We start from the raw sequence: 23,556 nt of genomic DNA, 5'->3' as shown, positions 1-23,556 counted from the left end.
TTTTAACGGCCTAATGTCTCCACTTTTTTGGCCCACATTGCCGGGGTATATGAGATGCCGGCATGGTGACTTTCGATGGCCATCTGTTTAAGTTTTTCATCGGGTAACTCAATGGTGTTTTTGAGGGCGGTCTTTAAGGCTTTCAGATCCTCATTTTTGAACAGATAACCGTTTGTCCCGGGTTTTAAAAAACGGACAGCACTGCCAATGGCGTCGGATAGAATCATGGGAAAGCCTGCCGCAGCCATTTCATGAACCACCACGCCCCAGGGCTCGAAGCGACTGGGCAGCACAAATACGCCGGCATGTCGCAGTTGTTCTTTTAATTCGGCGGGCTGCAGAAAGCCCAGGTGTTTTATCTTAGCATGTATGGGGCGTTGATCGTATAGTTCGCCGGCGCCTACACACCAAAGTTCCCAGTCGTGGTTTATTTCGTCACACAATTCCATCCAGGCTTTAAAAAGCAAATCCATGCCTTTAGCAGGTATGTAACGTCCCACGTATATTAACCGATGGGGAAATATTTCGTTTTCGGTTCTGTATTTGGCTTCGGGGGCAAAGAGAGGTACATCGGCGCTGTAAAAGCCGGTTTCAATTTTATCGTCGGCGAAGCCCAAATGCTGTGCATAGATCTTTTGCGGCTGTCCCGGGACCCATGCATCCGAAAAGGTACGGTGAAGCAGCCATGGTGCCAGCCATTTCATGACTTTTTGTCGAGGCGTGCCGTACCATTGGTTGTCCATGGTCATAATGGTGGGGATACGCCCTTTAAAAGCACGGCTTACCTTTAAATACCCTTTATCAACCCAGCCGCTGGTAATGATGAGGTCGGGCTCAATCCCTGTAGCCAGTTGCAAGAGCTGTGCGGTATTGTAATCATTGCGCTGGTATACGGTTGCATTTTTGGGAAACTGAAATTTGAATGGGGCTTCCTTATTCACCGGCCACCGGACGATGTGCACATGGTGACCGTTGTTTACCAATTCGTTAACGCCTGCCAGAAAATAACTGGCCAGCTCTGTATATAGAAATAGTATGGTCATGGTTTATTATTTGGCGTAAAGATAGAAAAATCACTGACGCCGTGGAGATGTTATTATTTCATTTTTGCTTGGTTGAATCCGGAGGGTTTGTTCTCACCTCTATGACGAATAGCGTTTTGGTTTAGTTCGTAAAAGCGTGTGCTTAAATTGTAGACTGTTCGGCGATCATTGTGATTTGTTGAACCAATTACTCCTCTTTTGGCCTCCAATTTACTGTGCTTTATTCAGTAATACTGCCTGACTATTTTATAATCCCTGTTGCAACCCGGCTATTAGCTGCTTCTATGAAAAAATACATTTGTTGTTTTTGTGAAAAAATATAAAAATTATATAGATACTAAATAATTTGAGTGTGCGTCTTGTGTGAATTCCTGTAGATGTATTGCGTGATTGTAATATATTGATATATAGTATTAAAATAAAATAATGGTGAGTTTTTTATGAGGTGAAAATAACTTACCTGTGAGGTTTTAGAGAGTTGTTATTAATTATATTTTAACAAATGACGTCTATGTTTGCTTTTGTTAACTTAAATTAAATGTAAAAACGTTCTATAATTATATTGTAACCAATACACAACAAAATAGACAAACCATTTATGATTAAATTACAATTAGTGAACAAATTACTGTTAATATTTTTAGCCGTTGCGCAATTAGCGAGTGCTCAAAATATGCAAATATCCGGGAACATTACCGGGTTGGACGATAATCTGCCGATAATAGGTGCAACTGTTATAATTAAAGGAACCACCAATGGTACAATTACCGACGTGAACGGAAATTTTAATATAAGAGTGCCTGTCAATTCCGTATTATCAATATCTATGATTGGTTATAAACCCATCGAACAAAAAATTGCAAGCAATGCTTTCTTAAACTTAAAAATGGAAACGGACGCTTATGTACTGGATGAATTTGTAGCAGTGGGGTATGGTTCCATGAAAAAAAGTGATTTAACAGGTGCTGTGTCGTCTGTTAAAGCGGCCGATTTACAGAAGACTCCGGCAGCAGGTCTCGACCAGGCATTGCAGGGACGAGTGGCTGGTGTAACCGTAAACGCTAATAGTGGACAGCCGGGGGAAGCGGCTGTTATTCGGATACGTGGTATCGGGACGGTAAATAACAGTTCCCCAATTTATGTGGTGGATGGTATGATTGTCGATGATATTTCATTTTTAAGTCCTAACGATATTGCGTCGACAGAAGTTTTGAAAGATGCTTCCGCCACAGCTATCTATGGTTCCCGGGGTGCCAATGGGGTAATTCTTGTTACGACCCAAAAAGGTAGCAAAGGGATGTCAAAGATAGCGGTCAACTCTTACGCCGGTGTGCAAAACCGATGGAATAAATTAGATTTAATGAAAAGCAACGAATTTGCAGAAACATTAATGCGGATAAATTCCAAGGCTTCAACCATTGCTAATTATGCAAATAACGGTTTTAACGCGTGGATGAAAGAAAATATCGGCTCTTCACCTTACTATCCGATTTTGCAATCAGGCAGCAACCTTTATGGCATGGATTATTCTTCGGTGGAAACCGATTGGCAGGATGAAGTTTTTAAACAAAATGCCAAGATTCAGGATTATTATATCTCTTTTAGTGGTGGAAATGAGAATACTACCTATGTTGTAAGCGGCAGTTATTTTAACCAACAAGGCACTATTAAAGGATCCGATTATGAACGTTTGACACTTCGTGTTAACACCTCTTCACAAGTTAAAAAATGGTTGAAAATTGGTGAGAATTTGTCGTTCGTCAATTCTACCGGCCGCAATGCCATGTATAACAATTCCAGCCCCGGTGCATCCATTTTATCGGCTGCAATAGCTATGGCTCCCTGGGATCCGACTCATTATCCGGAAGGCTCAATTAATAATTTGGGTGAAGATTTAAGTGGTCAAATATCGGCCGCATCTAATTTCAAAAATGTGATTAACCCATTTTCGATGTTGTCTCATTCTAATCCTGAAAATGTGGTTGAACGATGGGTGGGTGATGTTTATCTTGAATTGACACCGTTTAAAGGATTCAAATGGCGGAGCGCTATAAATATGGATTTGTCTAATAATCGAGATCGTTCATTTTATGAAGCCTATAAGTATTCAGACTATGATCAGCGAACCGATAATTTTTTGTCAAGCACGATGGAACATATGCGTACCATTATTGTGGAGAATATTGCCAGTTATAATTTTAGTGTGAAAAAAAACAACTTTAATTTGATGGCCGGTCAAACTTCCGAAGAATATAATTACTATTCGATGGGTGGTTCGGGTTCTTCTATTCTAAATCCTGTAGAGGAAAATTGGTATTTATCGCAAACCACAGAAAATAGGACTGAATCATCTGATGGCGTATCAAGAACCCGTTTATTCTCTCTTTTGGGACGTGCTCATTATTCCTACGATGATCGTTACATGGTGACAATGAATTTTCGGGCAGACGGATCCAGCAAATTCTCCGAAAATGTGTGGGGCTATTTTCCTTCTACAGCATTGGCCTGGCGAATAAGTGAAGAAGAATGGATGAGTCATTATTCATTTATTGATTATCTGAAGCTTCGGTTAGGCTGGGGCCAGATTGGGAATGATAAAATAGCGTCGGGAAGTTTTGTGACGACAATCAGCGAAAGCAATAATGTTTTCACAGGCTATCCTTTGGGAACCACGCAGACATTAGCATACGGTTCAACCGTTTTAACTTATGCCAATAATGGTGGTAAATGGGAGACGACAGAACAGTGGAGTGCCGGTGTTGATTTTGGTTTTCGCAATGGATTTATAAATGGAAGCATCGACGGCTTTATACGTGACACCAAAGATATGTTGCTCAGCGTAAAAGCTCCGGCTCAGGTAGGTAATCGTTTTGACCCGTTAAATAATGTGGGAACAGTACGTAATCAAGGCCTTGAAATAGTTTTAGGTCATCATAAAACCATTGGTGATTTCGATTATAATATTGGCGGCAATGTCTCATTTATTAAAAATGAGTTAACCGCATTGAATGGTGGAAGTCCTGTATATGGTGACCGGACTTTAAGTGACGAAGGTTTAGCTTTATATACGTTATGGGGCTATAAATATGAGGGCGTATACGGCTCTGACGAGGAAGCTCTGAAACACCTGTCGGGCTATTCGGCTTCTGAAATTGGGGTGCATGCCGGTGATGCTCGTTACACTGATTTAAGCGGTCCCGACGGAACTCCTGATGGCATTATAGATGATTATGATAAAACGGACATCGGAAACCCGTTCCCCTGGCTAACATACGGAATCAACCTTAGCGCTGAATATAAAGGCTGGGATGCGCAAATCTTTTTTCAGGGTGTATACGGCAATGAAATTTACAACGCTGTGCGTCATCGTACTGAAGGTTCTGGTAATGAAGCTACACTTAGTACTACAATGCGCAATGTTTGGGTCGATTATTCCGATGCCATTAAGCAGAGCATGGCCAATTACGGTGTAAACTGGAGTGATTTAATTAATCCCGATGGGACTATTCCCAATCCAACTGGCAGCCCTATGAATAGTGAGACGTCTGACCGGCTGGTTGAAAGTGGTGCCTACTTAAGGTTAAAAAATATACAGTTGGGTTACACTTTACCTAAATCGTTGTCGCAACGATATGGCATTAACCGCTGTCGTTTTTACGTCAGTGGTAGCAATCTGCTCACTTTTACGCAATACTCCGGCTACGATCCCGAAATAGGCAGCGGCATCGATTATGGTAACTACCCTCAGGCCCGTACTATCACCATGGGTGTTAATTTAGATTTCTGATTTCTCAACGGACTTAAAAATATTCAAAAGAATGAGAACCTATAAAATACAAATAATAATACCGATAGTTATTGCTCTGTTTGTTGCTTCATGCGAATCATGGTTGACAGAGCCGGAGCCTGCCGTAACTGAACTACAGGACTATTACACGTCTGGCACTACAGGCATTCACACAACAAACGCAGCATACGTGCCAATGATGTGGGAATATAATTATACCTATTTCAGTGAATTTTTTATTGGCGATATAGTTTCGGATGACGCACTTAAAGGAGGACAAAATATCAGCGATATGGCTGATGTTTACGATATGGAAAATTTTAAAACCATTGCTAACAATGGTTTATTGCTTGACTATTATAGGTCACAATATCAAGGAATAGGACGTTGTAATCTGGGACTTGCGGAAGTGCCTCTCATCGAGTTGGATTCGGTAATGACTTTTGCTGTCCAAAAGCGGCTGTTGGGCGAGTTGAAATTTCTGCGCGCTTTATATTACTTCCGTCTTGTCAGAGTTTTTGGGGGTGTCCCGTTAGTCGATTATGTTATTGAATCATCAGAAGACTGGCAACAGCCGCGTGCGACAGTTGATAAGATTTACAAATTTATTATTACGGACCTGGCGGATGCCAATAATCTTCTTTGGGATAAAAGTAAATACAACGCAGGGGATCTTGGCAGAGCTACCAAAGGGGCAGCTCAGGCCATGTTGCTTAAAACAAATTTATATTTAAAAAAATATAGCGAAGCCCGAATTTGGGGCGATTCTATTTTACAATCAGGTGAATATGACCTCTGTAGTAATTATGCCGATAATTTTACATTGGAAGGCGAAAATGGTATTGAATCGGTTTTTGAGATACAATATGCCGATGATCCAACCAGCGATTATGGAGGCTCTAACGGTGAAGGCGGAAATGGATATTCAAGGGGGACCTTTACGACTATACTAACACGCTCACGATCATCTCTTTTAGGCGGAGGCTGGGGCTTTAACAAGCCGACTCAAAATCTTTATGATGAATACGAAGCAGATGATCCGAGGCGCGATGTAACAATACTGAATCCTACTGATGACCAAATAGAAAATCCCGATCAGGAAATATACCTGGGGTCACGGTATCTAAACAATAAAACAGGAATGTACGATGGAAGTGGAAATGCTATTCCTTTGGATCATCCTTCCCGGGGACCGCTCAACCGTATCGAGATTCGTTATGCCGATGTATTATTAATGTATGCCGAAGCTTGTTGCGAATTAGGCGACTTAACAGAGGCCAAAACAGCGCTTGAACGCGTACGTAACAGGGCCAGGAACGGCAATTCTTCTATTCTTCCCGAATTCCCAAATTACGGTGGCTACGCTGACACAAAAGATGATTTACGTGACGCGATTCGTCATGAACGCCGTGTGGAATTAGCCATGGAAGGTCACCGCTGGTATGATATCTGTCGTTGGGGTATCGCCAAGGAAATTATGGATGCTTATAAATTGACCGAAACAGAGGCCGTTCAAAATCAAATGGCCGAATTCATTGAAGGAAAGCATGAACTTATGCCTATACCCAGCCAGGAAATAGAATTAAATGCGATGAAACAAAATCCATATTATTAGTGATAAACTAAATCTTTAATTTATGAAACGAGCATGATTCGTTAAATCAAAATCACGGGTGTAAATTCATCATGCGAGTTCCATCCGGCCTTAATTTTTAAATTTTTTACAGATGAAAATGAAAACATTATTTATGGCTTTATTAAGCTTTGCTGTTTTAATGCTTGCCAGTTGTAGTGACGATGACAATGATAACGAAACAATTGAAGTCACTGGTATAAGTCTGGATTCCGATTCTTTAGAGATCGAATTAGAGTCGGCTGCTGTTTTAATAGCTACCTTAGAGCCCGCAGGCGCTGAAGGTGATATTACATGGACTTCTTCAGATCCGACCATTGCTGCTGTTGCAGATGGTGTGGTTACAGGTCTTAAAATCGGTACAGCCACTGTTGTGGCCTCTCATGGCATTTATTCTGCTTCCTGTGAAATAGAAATTATGCCACAGCAACTGGATGCCGACGACCTGCCTGAGTCTTTGCAGGGAAGTAACTATTACCCCATTCAACTGGATGCCTCAACTTATGAATATATTAAAGACAAAGTGGTTGTTGACCTGCGTCCCAACGAAGAGACCAAGTTCTTGTATGTTTGGGAGAGTACCTTAATTACCGGAAGCCCCAGTGGTCTTAATTTTTATGGTCAGGCCGAAAGTTGGGTTAGCCTTGTTGTATCAAATGTGGGTTGGTCAGGTGCCGGTTTTTTTGTTGGCGATGATTTTGGTGTAATTGACATGACTGATTTGTATGCTAACCCGCAGGATTATGTCTTTCATGTGGCGCTCAAGAGTGCTCAGGAAACATCTTCATATCTTTTCAAATTTAAAGATGGTGAAAGCAGTGTGGGCATTTGTATCGGCAGTTCTGTTTTTGTGGATGGCGATTCAAGTTTTGAGCCTTATGCTGATTTTACCCGTGATAATGAATGGCACAGCATCGAAATTCCGGTGACCAAATTAAATGAATTGGGCTTGTTCTATAGCAACACTTTTTCTAATAACAATGTGTTGGAAGTATTAGCCGGAGGCACTTCTGGAACGACTTTGGATCTGGATGCAATGTTCTTTTATAAAAAATAATTACTTCAAAAATTAAGGGAGAAGAGCCTGCTCTTCCCCCTTTAAACTAAATAATTATGATAAGCCAATATCGTTTAAGAATCGTTCTGTTATTATGCCTCATTGCTGCGATCCAGGGAGGAGCATGCTCGAAAAAAGATGACGATACAGACATAAACGAGTTGAAATTAGATGTCAATGAACTTACGCTTACTGTAGGGGCGTCAGCAACTCTTAGTATAATAGAATCACCTTCAAATGCTTCAACTGTTGTTTGGTCATCCAATAATGAAACAGTTGCCGAGGTCTTTTTTGGAAAGGTGACTGCTTTATCCGGTGGAAAAGCTACTATTTATGTACAAATAGGTGAATATTCAGATTCATGTATCATTACCGTACCCGAAAGAGAGTACCAATTGGCTTGGGCTGAGGAATTTGAAGGTGACGCCCTCAATATGGATCACTGGAACATTGAAATAAATGGCAATGGCGGTGGCAACAATGAAGAACAATATTATACCGATAGGGTTGAAAATCTGAGGGTTGCCGATGGTTTGCTGACGATTGAAGCGAGAAAAGAAAACTATCTTGGTAAGTCCTATACTTCAGCCCGGATAACGACTAAAAATAAACGGGATTTTAAATACGGAAAAGTTGAAATCAGGCTGAAAGTGCCTAAGGGAACAGGTACCTGGCCGGCTTTTTGGATGCTTGGATATGGTGATTGGCCCGCAGCCGGTGAAATAGATATTATGGAGCATGTTGGATATGACCCAAAAACATTTCACTGTGCACTTCATACTTTAAATAAAAATGGCATGAATGGTCAGAACCAACATAGCTATCAAACTTTTGAGGATGATGTGGCCGATGACTTCCATATTATTACAATGGAATGGGTTGAAAATGAAATAATGGGCTACGACCGTATTCATATATATGTTGATGGTTCAGAGACGGCTACATTTGGGGAAACTCAACAGCTGATAGATTCTGGAGACTGGCCCTTTAACGATAATTTCTTTTTTATTTTAAACCTTGCCATTGGTGGCTCCTGGGGTGGTCTTCAAGGGGTTGATGATACCATGTTTGATAGTCCTGTGCTGTATCAAATTGATTATATCAGAGTTTATCAGCTTAATTAGTGTTTGTATATAAAGTCAACTTTTGCGTTACGCTTGTTATAAAAACAGTTATTTACGAAAAGTAAACTCCTTGATTTTTATGACTTCACAAGCCTTAAATTTGAGCTTTATATTTCAAACACTTAGTTTATGGACAGGCACTAATTAGTGTTTGTAAGAAGTTTCCAATTTTTGCGTTAGGCTATGTTATTCCTTGTCGCTCTTTCAGGGCTTAAGGGTGGTTGTGTTTTTGCGCTCAAGCCGTGCAGGCTTTTTCTTGAGGCGGATGGCAAACCCTGATTTTGTTGTTTGGAATTTTGGGCTATCGCGTTATCGATGGGGCTTAGATAAGTTTTTTGTTGGTTGGAATTTTATATCCGCCTCAGTGAAGTGTGAACCACGCAATTTTGTTATTCATGGATTAAGGCTGAAAGCCTTATAGCAATAGCGCAGGGCAACGCCCTGTGTGGTTATATACGTCGTGAAGATTGCCCTGAAAGGGCTATAGCCGTATTGGATTGTAATGGTGGAGATGTTTGATTGCGAATTTAGCAGATATAGCTAATTAAAGAGAATAATTCTGGAGGGGTTAGGGGGTCGGGCTTACGTCGTTTGGCTTTAGCCCTTTCAGGGCAAATGTTTTACGTTATTTATATTTATTCATAGGGCGTTGCCCTATGCTGTTGCTTGTCGCCCTTTCAGGGCTTAAGAGTGGTTGTTTTTTTGAGCTCAAGCCGCGCTGGCTTTTTCTTGAGGCGGATGGCAAACCCTGATTTTGTTGTTTGGAATTTTGGGCTATCGCGTTATCGATGGGGCTTAGATAAGTTTTTTGTTGGTTGGAATTTTATATCCGCCTCAGTGAAGTGTGAACCACGCAATTTTATTATTTATGGATTAAGGCTGAAAGCCTTATAGCAATAGCGCAGGGCAACGCCCTGTGTGGTTATATACGTCGTGAAGATTGCCCTGAAAGGGCTATAGCCGGAATTAAATTTTAACCAAATCCCCATCAAATTCGATGTTATTTTTTTTCTGATGGTTTTGTCCTTTTCGGTTTAATATAACGATATTGATTTATCATTGCTAACTGAATACTGCTCCCTGCTCACTGAATCTCGTGATGGTTTCGATAATATATTGTTGTTCTTCGTTTGTTAAGTCATAAAAGAGTGGCAGTCGCACCAGACAATCGGAATAGTGGTCGGATTGGGGCAATTCGGGTCCCTGGTATTTGTCTTTGTAATAAGGGCTTTTGTGTAGGCTTAAATAATGAAATACGCTGTATATGTCGTTTTTCTTTAAATAGTCGATCAGGCTGGACCGAAACGTGGCATCGGGACACACCAGGAAGAACATGTGTCCGTTTATGGTGGCATTATCGGGTATAAGTGGCAGTTGAACCTTCATGTTGACGGCCCATTTTTGCAACCCATTAAAATAATGATGCCATATTTCTTTACGCCGGGTTTGTATTTTATCCAGCTCTTCGAGTTGAGCCCACAGAAAAGCGGCTGTTATTTCGCCCGGTAAAAAGCTGCTACCTGTGTCTACCCAACCGTATTTGTTGACTTCGCCACGAAAGAATTCGGCTCGGTTGGTTCCTTTTTCCCACAGTATTTCGGCGCGTTTGATGAATTGTTCGTCGTTGATGGCCAATAAACCGCCTTCGCCACACTGGATATTTTTCGTTTCGTGAAATGAGAAACAGCTTAAATGGCCCATGGTGCCCAGTGGCTTTTTGCGGTAATAGCTATCTACAGCTTGCGCGGCATCTTCTACTACAAAAAGATGGTGGCGTTGGGCAATGGCCATTATGGCATCCATATCGCAGGCTACACCTGCATAATGAACCGGCACGATGGCTTTTGTTTTGGGGGTGATGAGTGCTTCTATCTGTGCCTCATCCATACCCGGGCGATCGGTGCGGCTATCGACAAAACGTAAGATGGCCCCTTGTCGGACAAATGCCAGGGCCGTACTGACGAATGTATAGGCAGGGAGAATGACTTCATCGCCCGGCTCAATGTTCAGCAACAGAGCTGCCATCTCCAGTGCATCGGTGCAACTGGTGGTGAGTAATGTTTTTTTGAAGCCCCAGCGTTCTTCAAAATAGTTTTGGCATAGCCTGGTATATTTACCATTGCCACTGATATGGCCGGTGGCTACAGCCCCATAAATGTGGTGTACTTCTTTGCCGGTGATATGGGGTTTATTAAAAGGAATCATGGTGAATAAGTTTACAGATGATAGATTAATTGGGTGTTATATACCGAATAACCCGATTTTTCATATAATCGGCACGCGCCCGTGTTGGTCAGTTGCGTGGTAACAAAAGCGTTTGTCAGGTGGTTTTGGTAGTACCAGTTATGGGCCGCCTTCATCAGTTCTGTGCCAATACCCTGTTTTTGCACGGCCGGATCGATGGCAATCAGTCCAATTTGTCCGTGTAGGGATTTTTTTTTGATGGTCACAAACCCTTTTATGGTATTGTTAATTGTTGCTATGAGCACGACATCGGCCAACTGGCCTGAAAGTGATTTGGAGATCCACTGTGTATATAACGATTCAAATTTGGGGCTTAAAAATCTGTCTTTGCGGAACCGGCTTTCGTGCCCGCTTAAAACGGCCAGCCGAAGCAAATCTTCAGTTAGCGGTCCTTTGTAGTGCGTGATAAATGGTGCGGTTGTCGCCGGGCCCTGAATATTGTCGATGACATAGGTTATTTTGTGATCCAACACCGGACAATGTCTGTTGTTGAGTATCACTTCAGCCTCATGATCGGTTTGTGTGGTAAAAAGATAAATCAGATCATACCCTTCGGTCGATTTCTCTTTTAATAAGGTTTTTAGCGAAGCCTTTGTCAGGATCTCAGATTCTGATTTTCCGATTTTCTTTTCAAAGAAACGGGAATCCCAGTCCAGATATTGAATCATTTGTCGATGTTTATGGTTTGTTGCACAATGAAAGTGGGGCGGTCTTTAACCTGGTCAAAAATACGACCAATATATAGCCCCAGCATCCCCATGAGCGTGATGATGATACCGGATAAAAACCAGATTGATATGATCATACTACTGTATCCGCTCACGGTGATCTGTCCGGTAAAGGTTCTCACCAGTGTGATGGCGGCAAGCAGAAACGACAGTGCGGATATGGAGATACCCAGCTTAACAGTCAGCCGCAATGGCTTGTCGGAGAATGAGAGTATCGTGTTAAGGGCCAGGTTAATTAAAGCCTTGAGGCTATAGCTGCTTTTCCCGTCGTGACGTGCTGCATGTTGCACCGCCACTTCTGTTCGCCGAAAGCCAACCCATCGCACCATTGTAGGGAAATAGCGTGTTTTATCATTCATCGACAGGATTGCATCAATGACTTTGTGGTGATAAATGCCGAAGTTGGCGATTTCGGAGTTCTGTTCGGTACCGGTAAGATAGGCCAGTGTTTTATAAAACCATTTAGAGGCGCTTCTTTTGAATAGCGAGTGCTGACGTTGTGTTCGTCTGGCCAGCACAATGTCGTAGCCTTCGTCGGCTTTGTTACACAGTTTCGTGATCTCTTCGGGGCGGTCCTGCAGGTCGCCATCCATTACAATCACCCAACTGCCGGTGGCATAATGTAATCCTGCGGTTATGGCATAGTGCTGGCCAAAATTACGTGACAGGTTAATGCCTTTGATTCGTGGGTCTGTCGTCGCGGCCTTCATCACTTCATCCCAGTCGTTGTCGGGGCTGGCATCGTTTACATAAATAATTTCGAAGGCAGGATCGATTGATGCCAGTGTCTTAATCAGGCGGGCGGTGAGTTCCGCAATGGCTTTATGGCATCGGTATAATGGTATAACCACCGAAAATTTAATGTCAGTCATAGTTTTACAGTTACAAAGATACCTGCAATAATCAGTGCCAGACCGATTATTTTACCCCAGGTAAATGTTTCTCCGAAGATAGCAATACTCAGAATAAATACTAAAATAAATGAGAGACTCATAAACGGGTAGGCAAATGAAATTTCGAATTTGGTCATGGCCGCCATCCAGAAGAGGCTGGCGATAAATGCTGCCGCAAAGCCGCTCACCAGCCACGGATCAAGAAACAGTCTGGCCATAAACAGCAGCATATCGGAGAAGTGGGGCGGTAACGCACCTTTAAGGTTGATGCGCCATTTTAACACCAATTGCCCGTAAACGGTGAAGAGAATGCAGCCAAAAATATATAGATAGCCCATGGGAGTTATTGATTGGTTGATTGTTTTGGTTTAACGGTGATCAATGTGCCTTTGTAATCGGCTTGTATATTAAGGGGTAGTGCTTGTATCACTTTATTAATGACGGGATTTAATGGGGGCGGGGTATAATTCAGGGAATCCAAAAAGTTGAATTGTGCCCTGTATGCACTGATGATTTCTTTGGGCGTTAGTTGGGATATAAACAGGTAATCGGGCCGGTAACTGGTGGCATGGTATTTTGCCCTGACGTCGTGGTCTCCTACCCGGTTTATATATTGATAGTCGCAGTTATTTTCCATACAGGCATAATAATAACGATCGTCGCCTACTATTTTGGCGTTTTCGGGAATGTGACGTTTCACCCATGCCTGGATGGATCGCGGGTCGCGTTGCGGAAGCCGACCTATGATGGCTGCGCTTGTAAATGCAAAAATGCTGATATTGGTTATGGCTATAGCAATTAATCCATACGACAGGGTTTTCGCGACCTTCTGATTTTCCTTCATCGCCGACGTCAGGGCCAGCCCGATTATCAGGTACCAGAAGGGGACTATCAGCGCACTGTAGGCGCCGGTGTCGCGTACCAGTGAGTAAAAGAGGGCGAGAGGCAACAGGAACAACAGATGTTGTAATCGTTGATTTTTGGGCGCCATTAATCTGCCGGCAGCCAAAAGCCCCGTTAGTATTAACGGCCATTGGTGATATGGTATGAAGAAGTTGCCGCCCAGAAATTTTGAAACAATGGAGCTGTCTGCATTTAATTGTTTGGGTGCAATGTAATATTGAAGGAAGTTTGAAATATCCTGGAAGGCGTATATTACCCATATCATATAAATGAAAATGGGCAAGACGGTGATGATGGCCGACGCGAGCCATCTCTTTTCTCTAAAAAAGTGAATCAGCGCATAAATAAAGAGCGGAACCACAATGATGGCGATACGTGGGGTGGTTAACACCGCCGTGACGCCGCATAAGGCCATAAGTACCGTCTTGAAACAGGTGGGTTTGGGGTGCGACATGCTCCACCATGCACCGAGAGCAAAAAACAGTGCTACCATATCCATCCGCCCGCTGTGGCTATTTCGGTTGACGATGACGTCGAAGACGATTAACAGCACCAGCCAGCGCGATTGTTGTGTGGGTATTTTGTAGTTGGTAAGTATTTTGCTGAAAACGAAGATGGACAGACCCGCAAATATCAGGGATACAATACGAAATTGAAACAGCCCGAATCCGCCCAGTTTAAATGATAAACCGGTTAGCAGAAAATATACGGGCCCATAGGCCAGTACCTCTTGTCCGCCTGTTTGAATGGGACAAACTTCCAGCAGAAATCCTTTGCCCTTGAGTAAGGAATTGGTGATTGAGACAAAAAAGGTTTCATCAAACCAGGGTATGGGACTGTATTGCAGACTCCACAAATGCCAAAGAGCGGCCAGTATTAATAGGATATAAAAGAAGGAGGTGTTCTTAATGTGCATAATCCATAATTTTTGAACCATAAAGGTATTGAAAGTTTAAAAATATGGAAGACTTGTGGTTATTATCATAGGCGTTGCCCTATGCTGTTGCTTGTCGCCCTTTCAGGGCTTATGAGTGGTTGTGCTTTTGCGCTCTAGCCGCGCGGGCTTTTATTTGAGGTGGATGGCAAACCCTGATTTTGTTGTTTGGGATTTTGGGCTATCGCGTTATCGATGGGGCTTAGATAAGTTCTTTGTTAATTGAAATAATATATCCGTCTCAGCGAAAGGCGCCCCCACGCAATTTTGTTATTCATGGATTAAGGCTGAAAGCCTTGTAGCAATAGCGCAGGGCAACGCCCTGTGTGGTTATATACGTCGTGGAAATTGCCCTGAAAGGGCTATAGCCGTATTGGATTGTAATGGTGGAGATGTTTGATTGCGAATTTAGCAGATATAGCTAATTAAAGAGAATAATTCTGGAGGGGTTAGGGGGTCGGGCTTACGTTGTTTGGCTTTAGCCCTTTCAGGGCAAATGGTTTATGTTATTTGTATTTATTCATAGGGCGTTGCCCTATGCTGTTGCTTGTCGCCCTTTCAGGGCTTAAGAGTGGTTGTTTTTTTGCGCTGAAGCCGCGCGGGCTTTTTCTTGAGGCGGATGGCAAACCCTGATTTTTGTTGTTTGGGATTTTGGGCTATCGCGTTATCGATGGGGCTTAGATAAGTTTTTTGTTGATTGGAATTATATATCCGCCTCAGTGAAGTGTGAACCACGCAATTTTATTATTCATGGATTAAGGCTGAAAGCCTTATAGCAATAGCGCAGGGCAACGCCCTGTGTGGTGATATACGTCGTGAAGATTGCCCTGAAAGGGCTATAGCCGGAATCAGATTTTAATCATGATATCATGAAATTAGATGTAATTTCTACCTGATGGTTTTAATTTTTGGGGGATAACAATACGATATTGATTAATCACTGCTCACTGCTCCCTGTTCCTCTATCGACTCGTAAAAATTCTTAACGGACAACATGGTGAGGATGATGACCAACTGTATGGTAAAGGGATTTAGCGAAGCGGTAAGCCATGACTCCACCGAATTTGAAAGAATCATGCCGAAGAAAACAGCCCATATCAGAGGCCTTCGTTTGCCACCCCATAAATATTTGATAGAAATACACTCAAAACTATATGCAAATGGCAGTCGTCTTCAGCCAAAAAACAGGCAATGGAATACCTCCGTTTTAGAGCATAACACTTCATTTGGAAGTTTTACTACATTAAATTTTCATCTGTTTATAATTTGATTTTAGTTGCCATATGGAACTCGCCAGGATAATCATACTTCTGTGTGTGAATCAATTCCCATGGCTCGTTTCATATGATTAAATTTATCTTTCAATGGCCATATGGAACTCCCGATGAATTTTAATCATTCTTCTGTGTGTATTTTAGAATGCTAAAATTCATGTTCGTTTCATATGTTTATAATTTGTCTTTCAATGGTCATTTGGAACTCCCGATGAATTTTAATCATTCTCCTGTGTGTATTTTAGAATGCTAAAATTCATGTTCGTTTCTGTTTATAATTTGTTTGTTAAGGTCAGATGGAACTCCCATGAAAATAATCATCCCCCTGTGTGAAAATCCCTTTATTATGGCCGTTTCATTTAATGATATATCATTTGTCATCGCATTTATATTATGGCTATATGATGGGTGGTATACGTTTAGGCTGGATGATAGATATAGCTATGGTATTTGATAAGGCAAGCAATGCAGAGCTACTTATGCAAAAGGTATTAAAGGTAAACCCTTCATTTAACAAAGAAATAATTATAGCCGTAGGATGGAGTAGCAGGTTTATGAGTAAAGAAAAGCAGCATCAACTTAGTAACTGGCAATCGTTGTTTGCACCCTTTCCTAACATTAAATTATTTTTTGAGCAGCACAACACCCAGGTACGCCACCGTTGGATAGCATTTAATAATATATGGTATTTACCCGGTATGTTAAACAAAATCAAGGGTATATGGTATCAGTTATTTTCATCACCGGAATATATGGTAAATTATTTTGAGACAACCATAAAAAAAAGGCCTTTTTTTTCTTATTTAAAACGACTAAAAAATAGAAACATTTAAAAACAAATTTTAATATATAATAATTATATTTTTCATATTTGTAGTGTATTCAAAATTTTAAATAAAAACTTACTTTATGAAAAAATTAATTTTAGGCTTGGCTTTAGCTATGGCAATGTTTAGTTGTAGTGATGATGATGATGATAATGGTGTGTCAAAAAGCGACTTAATAGGCAAATGGGTTCTTGTTTCTACTGAAACAGAGGGTTCTTTAGCCGGTGAAAGCGGTAGCACCATTGAAGAAGCAGATGCAGATTATGAAGAATATTATGTTTTTAAAGATGATAATACTTTAGAATCTCATTATAATTACATAGGTGATGAAGACGATTCTTATGATGAGTATGGTACTCAAAGTTCAACAGGATCATATGAATTAGATGGAAGTAAAATTGTTATCACAATGGATGGAGAAAGCTATGAATATGACATCAGAATTGATGGTAATGAAATGACTCTTTCTATTGATCAAGAATTTTTTGGTGTTAGCTTTACACAAATTGAAACATACCAAAAAGCAAACTAATTTTTGTTTGACTTTTAATATATAAGGGCATCCGCAAAGGATGCCCTTTGTTTATTATAATCCATTTTGTCGTAACCATTTTTATAATAAACCATTGTTGTACGGTAAAACCGGAGAATTAAAAATTTCAACTGACAACTATCTGTAAACCAATAGTTGTTTTCACCTTTTTTTAAAGTAAGCCCCCCGTATTTCTGGGAACAAGGAATTTTGATATATCAAGTTCGTTATGAATGATGTTATTCTTATAAGATTTGGTGTGACGACCTCAATTTTGTTCTTCATGGATTAAGGCTGAAAGCCTTATAGCAATAGCGCAGGGCAACGCCCTGTGTGGTTATATACGTCGTGGGAATTGCCCTGAAAGGGCTATAGCCGTATTGGATTGTAATGGTGGAGATGTTTGATTGCGAATTTAGCAGATATAGCTAATTAAAGAGAATAATTCGGGAGGGGGGTAGGGGGGCGGGCTTACGTCGTTTGGCTTTAGCCCTTTCAGGGCAAATGTTTTACGTTATTTGTATTTATTCATAGGGCGATGCCCTATGCTGTTGCTTGTCGCCCTTTCAGGGCTTAAGAGTGGTTGTGCTTTTGCGCTTAAGCCGCGCGGGCTTTTTCTTGAGGCGGATGGCAAACCCTGATTTTGTTGTTTGGGATTTTGGGCTATCGCGTTATCGATGGGGCTTAGATAAGTTTTTTGTTGATTGAAATGATATATCCTCCTCAGCGAAGTGTGAACCACGAAATTTTATTATTTATGGATTAAGGCTTAAAGCCTTATAGCAATAGCGCAGGGCAACGCCCTGTGTAGCTATATACGTCGTGGTAATTGCCCTGAAAAAGCTATAGCCGGAATCAGATTTTAATCATGATATTAGATGTAATTTCTACCTGATAGTTTTAATTTTTTGGGGATAACAATACGATATTGATTAATCACTGCTCACTATTTCCTGTTCCTCTATCGGCTCGTAGAAATTTTTGTCGGACAACATGGAGAGGATGATGACCAACTGTATGGTAAAGGGGTTTAGCGAAGCAGTAAGCCATGACTCCACCGAAATGGAGAGTAGCATGCCGAAGAGGAGGGCCCATACCATGGGGGTGAATTGGGCGGCCCTGATAAAATTTTTGAGCCAGCCATAGGCAAAAAGTATAAGGCCCGTCAGACCGGTATCGAGCCACATGGTGAGCCAGCTATTGTGCACATTGCCCTGATGACCGTGTTTTACAAAATATTCTTTGTACTGCGCCAAAATGGTTTCGTTATAGGTGAATCCTTTGCTGAACCAATAGTTTTGATGGATGTTTTGCCATGCCACATCGGCTACCACCACGCGGCCCGATCCTGTTTCGAGGGTTTCGAGCCGGAAATAATCCTGTAACCCCAGTGATATAACTATTTCTTCGAAATTGGCCATTACCAGTTGGTACGAGGCAAAGATCATTGCCATGGCGATAAATCCCAGTAATGGATTCCTTCGGATGAGTTGCCACCCGGCCAGAAAAAGTAACACCGAGAAAATACCACCCCGCGACCCAGCTAAAATTAACGATAAGACAATAATACCATAGACGAAGATCACCTCTTTACGCGTAAAAAGGGTAGGGTGATTGGTGCGCACATAAGTGAAAAGTGCCAGAAAAAGAAACCCATACATCCCCATGCCGTTTGGGTTGCCCAGTAAGCCGGAGAAACGCTCTTTATTAAAAAAAACAAAATCGGGTACAATTGCTATTAATAGCAAGCTGACGCTCATGATTAATGCCCCAAGTACAACAATACCGTACAGGAAACGGCGGCGCTCATACCGTAACAGCAGTTGAACAGTACCGGGGATTACTAGTAGTAAAAGAAGGTACGAGAGTGTTTTTTGAAAACTGTAGAATATTCGCGGGTTATAAGTGAGCGAGATGAAGGCCAGTATCAGAAAGGGAATAAATGGGGTAATAAAACGATAAGCTTCGTCTTCTTTTTCGGAGGTAATAGACAGGTAACTAAGACTTAACATGGCAACGACTTTGAGGTTTTTTGCAAAGGCGAAGATTTCATGCCGGCTATCGCTCAGTGTCAGGATGAGCCAGAAACCCAGTAATACCCAAAGCCATTGGCCCCGTTGGCGCAATAACAGCATGTGCACCGGTATGGCGATGTAGACCAGTGGGCCGGTAAACATCCCCAACGCGATCCAAAATAAGAGGGCGAGGTAGTTGTTCCTTTCGTATTGAAGGTATTCAAGCATTAGTTACGATTGTTCAGTTGAGGTTGCTAATATAGTAAAAGACGTGGTTTTTTATTCTAACGGATTTAGAACCATTGTTGCTAAGAATTGCCAACAAGAAAATATTTTTATTTTCGTTATGCTTAACTTCTAAAATGGTCATTTATACCAGTAAACTCACATTTTATAAACTCAAAAATGGATAGACATGCTTTAAATATGACTCAACCGGCAATAATTATATTTATCTTCTCAATGTTTTTTTGCGCCACCGATTCCCATAAAAATTTTTCTTTGATTCTTTCAATGGAGGCCTTTTTCATTTTTTTTAACTCCTCATCGGGCAGCTCAAGTACTCTTTGTAGTGCATTTCCCAGAGCTTCACTGTTGCCCGGTGGAATTAGTAAGCCATTGGAGTCATCCACCTGTTCGACTACTGCCCCCACATCGGTGGCGACGATGGCGCAGCCGCTGGCCATGGCTTCCAGAATTACCGTGGGCATGCCTTCACTCCATGAGGGACAGACCAACACATCGCTATCCCGAAGTATCTGTTTTATGGTGTTTTCGTCGCGAACCGCCCCGTGGTAATGTATCTGTTTGTTGTTTTTAAGTTGTTTGCCGGCAGGTATGGGGCCTATAAAATGCATCTCAAAAAGGGGGGCTGAACCACTCAGCATTTTTTTTAATACTTCGTTCAGTTCTTCAACGCCTTTGCGGCGTTCATACCGGCCAATGAATACAAGTTTACGTGGTACATTAACCCTGAAGTCGCTTGTGTTCAACCAATCATCCGTAATGCCTATGGGGATGGTGATGATTTGATTGTTGGGCGATATTTTTTTCTGAATCCCTGACAGTTTGCCGCCCAATGAAAAAATGAAACTGGTATTTCTTAAATTCCATTTTACAGCACGTCTTAGAAGTCGGTGTTCGAGTTTTACTCGCAGATCGGGCGCTTTTTGAAACATTTCAACACCATGAAAGTTGATGCCTGTGGGGACTTCGGGTTGCGCATTTAGTAATTTCCATCCCGAAAAGCCTTGCACATACACAAAATCGGGTTTCGGTTGCCTGCGCCAAACTTCATAAACCCGTTTGGAATAGAGGTAACTTTCCCACAAATAATGGCCCGGAAAATAATGGTTACGTGGAAAAGGAATCGCAAAGAACCTGATGTTTTTTTGTTCTTTGGGAGTGAAGTACTGTTCCAATTCCAACGGCTGACTGGTAACGTCAACGGTATGATAAACATCCACCAATACCCCGTTTCGTGCCAGGTATTTGGCCAAATAGTAACTGTGCTTTTGCATGCCACCCATAACTATGGGATAGATGCCATCGGTGAAAAGGGAGAGGTGCATGGTTTCTTATTGAAGTGCGTTTCTGTAGATATTTAGTAGCTGCTGTGCATGCTTTTGTGGATCATGATATGTCTGTATTCGTTTGAGACTCATTTCAGCTTTAGGTTTTATAACCTCCGGATTTGAAAAGATGTTTTGTATTATATTATATAATTGATCTGTAATGATCTGGCTGAATTTCTCTCTATCGGATTTGGTGAGCAGTATCCCATTTCCGTTCTTATCTTTAGGAACATTTATGATCCAGCCACATTGATCATTATTAATTTCGGGAAGGGCTCTGATGTCTGACGTGATAACCGGACATCCGCAGGCTTGTGATTCCAGAACAAAATAACCATACGTATCTGCATATGTGGGTAAGAGTGCCACATGTGTTTGTTTTAATATCTCAATAACTTTATCGTTCGGTAATGAGCCTTTAATATTTATCATTGGCGATAGTTGAGTGAAACGTTGTTTTAAGTCATTCACATCTTTAATGGTCGTATGAGAGGCGTATTGATCCGGGGTGAAATTTGATATTATGTTGAGTTGAAATAAATAGCTTTCTTTTGCTAATTGTTCAAATACATTTAAGATCTCTTTTCCACCTTTTCTAAAGAAATCATTGCCAACAAATGTGAATATTATTTCTTTTTTTATGTCCTGCTTCTTTTCAATAGATTGGGAAAATATAGCTTGTGGTGGATGCAGTACAACTGTTTTTTTTAGGATTGTATTTGCAATTTTGGGCCAATATTGTTCCAGATACTGTTTTTGAATGTGATAGTTGCATGAGGATAATGCAATTAATTTAATGCAGTTGGGTTTTGCCATTTTTTTTACTGCCAATTGTGTTAACCAACCGGGAGCTTTGCCTAAACGAGGCAAAATAGTTTCGAAAGTGGTTACCCAATGTTGATGACTAAGGCATAGACCATTAAAAAGATGGATTACTCTTCTGCTGCTGGTATAGGGGGTATAATATAGATTGAGAGACCAGACCGGAATCGTCTTTAATATTTTAAAGGAAAGATGACTGATTATTTTAAAAAGGTCAATTGTTTGCGTGAAACGTATTTCTTTTATGTATAGGAAATTACGTTTTTCGGGATAGCCTGAATGGTTATGATTGATTTTCATGCCTTAGTAAATATATTTTGACAACATTTCTAGACCTAACGGTTTAAAAATATACTTTAATAAACGGTCTTTTAAAGCAATGGTACGGGGAGATCCCCACTTTTTATGAAATCGAATATTGTCTCCAACTGCTCTTTGATTATATTTATATCCGTCTGTAATGCTGGTTGTTTCCCCTCCAAGATGAATAACATGCGATTTTGGTACTAGCCAATTTTCAATTGCATATTTTTTTAAGGTTAAGGCAAAGTCATCATCTTGAAAGAAGAAATCAAAATTTTCATCATGAAGCGGTATCTTTTGAAATATTAAACGTTTTACAACGTAGCACCAACCTACAAATTCAATCCTAACTTTGTAACCTAATTGAGGTGTTTTGAATTTTTCTGGTGGAGTCCAATTTGATAATGGGTTGAGAGGACAAAAAGAATAAGCTTTTGGATGATTTTTAATTACGTTATTTATTTCAGTTAGCCAATTGGGCTTAAATAGTAAATCGTTGTTGCAAAATGCAATAAGCTCATTTTTAGTGTGCTTTATGCCTATGTTTAGAAATTTGTTGTAATTAAATGGTTCGTCGGGGATTAGTATTGTTAAAGAAATATTTTTAAGTTTTGGATATTTTAAGTTTGAATTATGAAAGTTCTTGTTGCTTTCCATAATAACTACATTGAATTTAAAATTGCTTTCCGATCTAGAAAGGCTATTGAGGCAATCGCAGTTCATTTTGAATAAATTCTCATTGATGCAATTGCTTAATATTATTATATCGATATTATACATAGTTTTTGGATATAGTTTTTACACAGATAATTAAAACCCTTTATTTTCCAAGCTCCTTTTTGATACAAGTAACTATATTTTTTAAGATAATTGACCGTTTTAAGGTGAAATAGTGTTGTTGTTTGTTCTGCAAAAGAATTTATACACTCCAAATGAAAATGATATTCTTCATCTGTTATTCTTTTTGTGGCCTTTAAGTAATTAACCTGAGTTAAAAATGAAAACAAAGTGCCTCGTAATCTTGTTTTTAAAGATTTGTTTTTGATAAGCGAATCAAATTTTTGAATGTACATCTGAATGCCGGGCCACATTACTTTCAGCATTTCATTGTAGTTTTGATTACTGCGTTGTGGGTCGATGCGATAAAAGCAGTCGGGCTGTTTGACGTCGGCTATTTTGTATTGCACGTTGGGTACCATTAATGCACGGGTGTGAAATTCCACATCTTGAAGTCGTGGAAATGTTTCGTCGAAACCTTGTATGTTCTGTTTTATAAATTTTGTTTGCCAGATTGATGACATTATATTCCATGGGAGGTCGTGACTCAGAAATTTTTTTAAATGATTTTTTCCTGAAGGTATCCAAACGTGCTTATGATCACCAATTTTGTGGTAAAAATTCCCCACAGGAAAAACCATAAAGTGTATTAAGGGATTTTGTTGTATTGAGGTCATCCTGTTCTTTAGGCAATTGGGAGACATGATGTCGTCTGAATCGAAAAACATTAAGTATTCACCTTGTGCCTGTTTCAATCCAATATTTCGACAAACAGAGCCGCCTTTGGGTAATTGTGTCCTTTCAATGAATCGAATGCGAAGGTCTTGGTGTGCTATTTTTTGAATGATTTTTTGTGAACCATCGCTAGAACCGTCATCGACAACAATAGCTTCCCAATTTTGATAGGTCTGCGCAATTATTGATTGTAAAGTTTTTTCTATATATGGCGCTTTGTTATAGTTGGGGATGATGATAGAAATTAGCATGGTATTTAGTTGTTTATTTTTAGGGCCTGTTTTATAGTGTTAGTAATTGTGCATTAGGGGTGCGAGGGCCTTCCGGGGTGCGGATGTTGGCAAAGCACTT

18 protein-coding genes are annotated in these 23,556 nt (G+C 40.7%); 6 read left to right on the top strand and 12 right to left on the bottom strand.

Going from position 1 to position 23,556, the window contains the following annotated elements; translation table 11 throughout:
* Positions 1–2 precede the first annotated feature (2 nt).
* On the bottom strand, positions 3–1,043 hold the full coding sequence (locus ACT3CD_RS08415; RefSeq protein WP_444644761.1) for a glycosyltransferase family 4 protein: 1,041 nt from the start codon (positions 1,041–1,043) through the stop codon (positions 3–5).
* A gap of 616 nt (positions 1,044–1,659) precedes the next feature.
* On the opposite strand from ACT3CD_RS08415, the gene ACT3CD_RS08410 reads away from it, so the two are divergent.
* The 4 genes from ACT3CD_RS08410 to ACT3CD_RS08395 all read left to right on the top strand — a co-directional run bounded on the left by ACT3CD_RS08410 (position 1,660) and on the right by ACT3CD_RS08395 (position 8,644).
* Positions 1,660–4,830: a SusC/RagA family TonB-linked outer membrane protein gene (locus tag ACT3CD_RS08410; protein ID WP_444644750.1), complete on the top strand. Its 3,171-nt coding sequence runs from the start codon at positions 1,660–1,662 to the stop codon at positions 4,828–4,830.
* Between the two features lie 31 nt (positions 4,831–4,861).
* A complete protein-coding gene (locus tag ACT3CD_RS08405; RefSeq protein WP_444644748.1) occupies positions 4,862–6,445 on the top strand; it encodes a RagB/SusD family nutrient uptake outer membrane protein in 1,584 nt (527 codons plus the stop codon).
* Positions 6,446–6,557: 112 nt separating this feature from the next.
* Entirely contained in the window at positions 6,558–7,520 is a 963-nt protein-coding gene (locus ACT3CD_RS08400) for an Ig-like domain-containing protein (RefSeq protein WP_444644746.1), read from the top strand.
* A gap of 56 nt (positions 7,521–7,576) precedes the next feature.
* A complete protein-coding gene (locus ACT3CD_RS08395) occupies positions 7,577–8,644 on the top strand; it encodes a family 16 glycosylhydrolase (protein WP_444644744.1) in 1,068 nt (355 codons plus the stop codon).
* 1,062 nt (positions 8,645–9,706) lie between these two features.
* On the opposite strand, the gene rffA is transcribed toward ACT3CD_RS08395, so the two are convergent.
* The 6 genes from rffA to ACT3CD_RS08365 form a co-directional block, all read right to left on the bottom strand.
* Complete coding sequence (gene rffA / locus ACT3CD_RS08390) at positions 9,707–10,849, bottom strand: dTDP-4-amino-4,6-dideoxygalactose transaminase (protein WP_444644743.1); 1,143 nt, start codon at positions 10,847–10,849, stop codon at positions 9,707–9,709.
* An 11-nt stretch (positions 10,850–10,860) separates the two neighbouring features.
* The gene (locus tag ACT3CD_RS08385; protein WP_444644741.1) at positions 10,861–11,556 is read right to left on the bottom strand and encodes a GNAT family N-acetyltransferase; all 696 of its coding nucleotides are present in this window, start codon (positions 11,554–11,556) and stop codon (positions 10,861–10,863) included.
* Positions 11,553–12,488: a glycosyltransferase family 2 protein gene (locus tag ACT3CD_RS08380; RefSeq protein ID WP_444644739.1), complete on the bottom strand. Its 936-nt coding sequence runs from the start codon at positions 12,486–12,488 to the stop codon at positions 11,553–11,555. Before ACT3CD_RS08380 ends, ACT3CD_RS08385 begins: the two co-directional genes overlap by 4 nt.
* On the bottom strand, positions 12,485–12,847 hold the full coding sequence (locus ACT3CD_RS08375) for an EamA family transporter (protein WP_444644737.1): 363 nt from the start codon (positions 12,845–12,847) through the stop codon (positions 12,485–12,487). Before ACT3CD_RS08375 ends, ACT3CD_RS08380 begins: the two co-directional genes overlap by 4 nt.
* Before the next feature lie 5 nt (positions 12,848–12,852).
* A complete protein-coding gene (locus tag ACT3CD_RS08370; RefSeq protein WP_444644735.1) occupies positions 12,853–14,328 on the bottom strand; it encodes an ArnT family glycosyltransferase in 1,476 nt (491 codons plus the stop codon).
* A 951-nt stretch (positions 14,329–15,279) separates the two neighbouring features.
* A complete protein-coding gene (locus ACT3CD_RS08365) occupies positions 15,280–15,423 on the bottom strand; it encodes a hypothetical protein (protein WP_444644733.1) in 144 nt (47 codons plus the stop codon).
* A 598-nt stretch (positions 15,424–16,021) separates the two neighbouring features.
* Here ACT3CD_RS08365 and ACT3CD_RS08360 point away from each other — a divergent pair.
* Both ACT3CD_RS08360 and ACT3CD_RS08355 read left to right on the top strand, forming a co-directional pair.
* Positions 16,022–16,453, top strand: coding sequence for a hypothetical protein (locus tag ACT3CD_RS08360; protein WP_444644731.1), 432 nt, complete (start codon positions 16,022–16,024; stop codon positions 16,451–16,453).
* 76 nt (positions 16,454–16,529) lie between these two features.
* Complete coding sequence (locus ACT3CD_RS08355; RefSeq protein ID WP_444644730.1) at positions 16,530–16,979, top strand: lipocalin family protein; 450 nt, start codon at positions 16,530–16,532, stop codon at positions 16,977–16,979.
* A gap of 932 nt (positions 16,980–17,911) precedes the next feature.
* Here the strand turns inward: ACT3CD_RS08355 and ACT3CD_RS08350 are convergent.
* From ACT3CD_RS08350 to ACT3CD_RS08330, 5 genes are all read right to left on the bottom strand, one after another.
* The gene (locus tag ACT3CD_RS08350) at positions 17,912–19,222 is read right to left on the bottom strand and encodes an O-antigen ligase family protein (RefSeq protein ID WP_444644728.1); all 1,311 of its coding nucleotides are present in this window, start codon (positions 19,220–19,222) and stop codon (positions 17,912–17,914) included.
* A 203-nt stretch (positions 19,223–19,425) separates the two neighbouring features.
* Positions 19,426–20,565 (bottom strand): glycosyltransferase family 4 protein, encoded by a 1,140-nt coding sequence (locus ACT3CD_RS08345; RefSeq protein WP_444644726.1) that lies wholly within the window; start codon positions 20,563–20,565, stop codon positions 19,426–19,428.
* A gap of 6 nt (positions 20,566–20,571) precedes the next feature.
* Positions 20,572–21,690, bottom strand: a complete 1,119-nt coding sequence (locus tag ACT3CD_RS08340) for a glycosyltransferase family 4 protein (RefSeq protein WP_444644724.1) — start codon at positions 21,688–21,690, stop codon at positions 20,572–20,574.
* Positions 21,691–21,693: 3 nt separating this feature from the next.
* Positions 21,694–22,416, bottom strand: a complete 723-nt coding sequence (locus tag ACT3CD_RS08335; protein ID WP_444644915.1) for a glycosyltransferase family 2 protein — start codon at positions 22,414–22,416, stop codon at positions 21,694–21,696.
* A gap of 38 nt (positions 22,417–22,454) precedes the next feature.
* Entirely contained in the window at positions 22,455–23,456 is a 1,002-nt protein-coding gene (locus tag ACT3CD_RS08330) for a glycosyltransferase family 2 protein (RefSeq protein WP_444644722.1), read from the bottom strand.
* Between the last annotated feature and the right edge of the window lie 100 nt (positions 23,457–23,556).

The organism is Geofilum sp. OHC36d9, assembly GCF_052400685.1.
In the GTDB taxonomy this organism is placed as follows: domain Bacteria; phylum Bacteroidota; class Bacteroidia; order Bacteroidales; family Marinilabiliaceae; genus CAZHHH01.
This window is presented reverse-complemented; position numbering and strand designations above follow the sequence as displayed.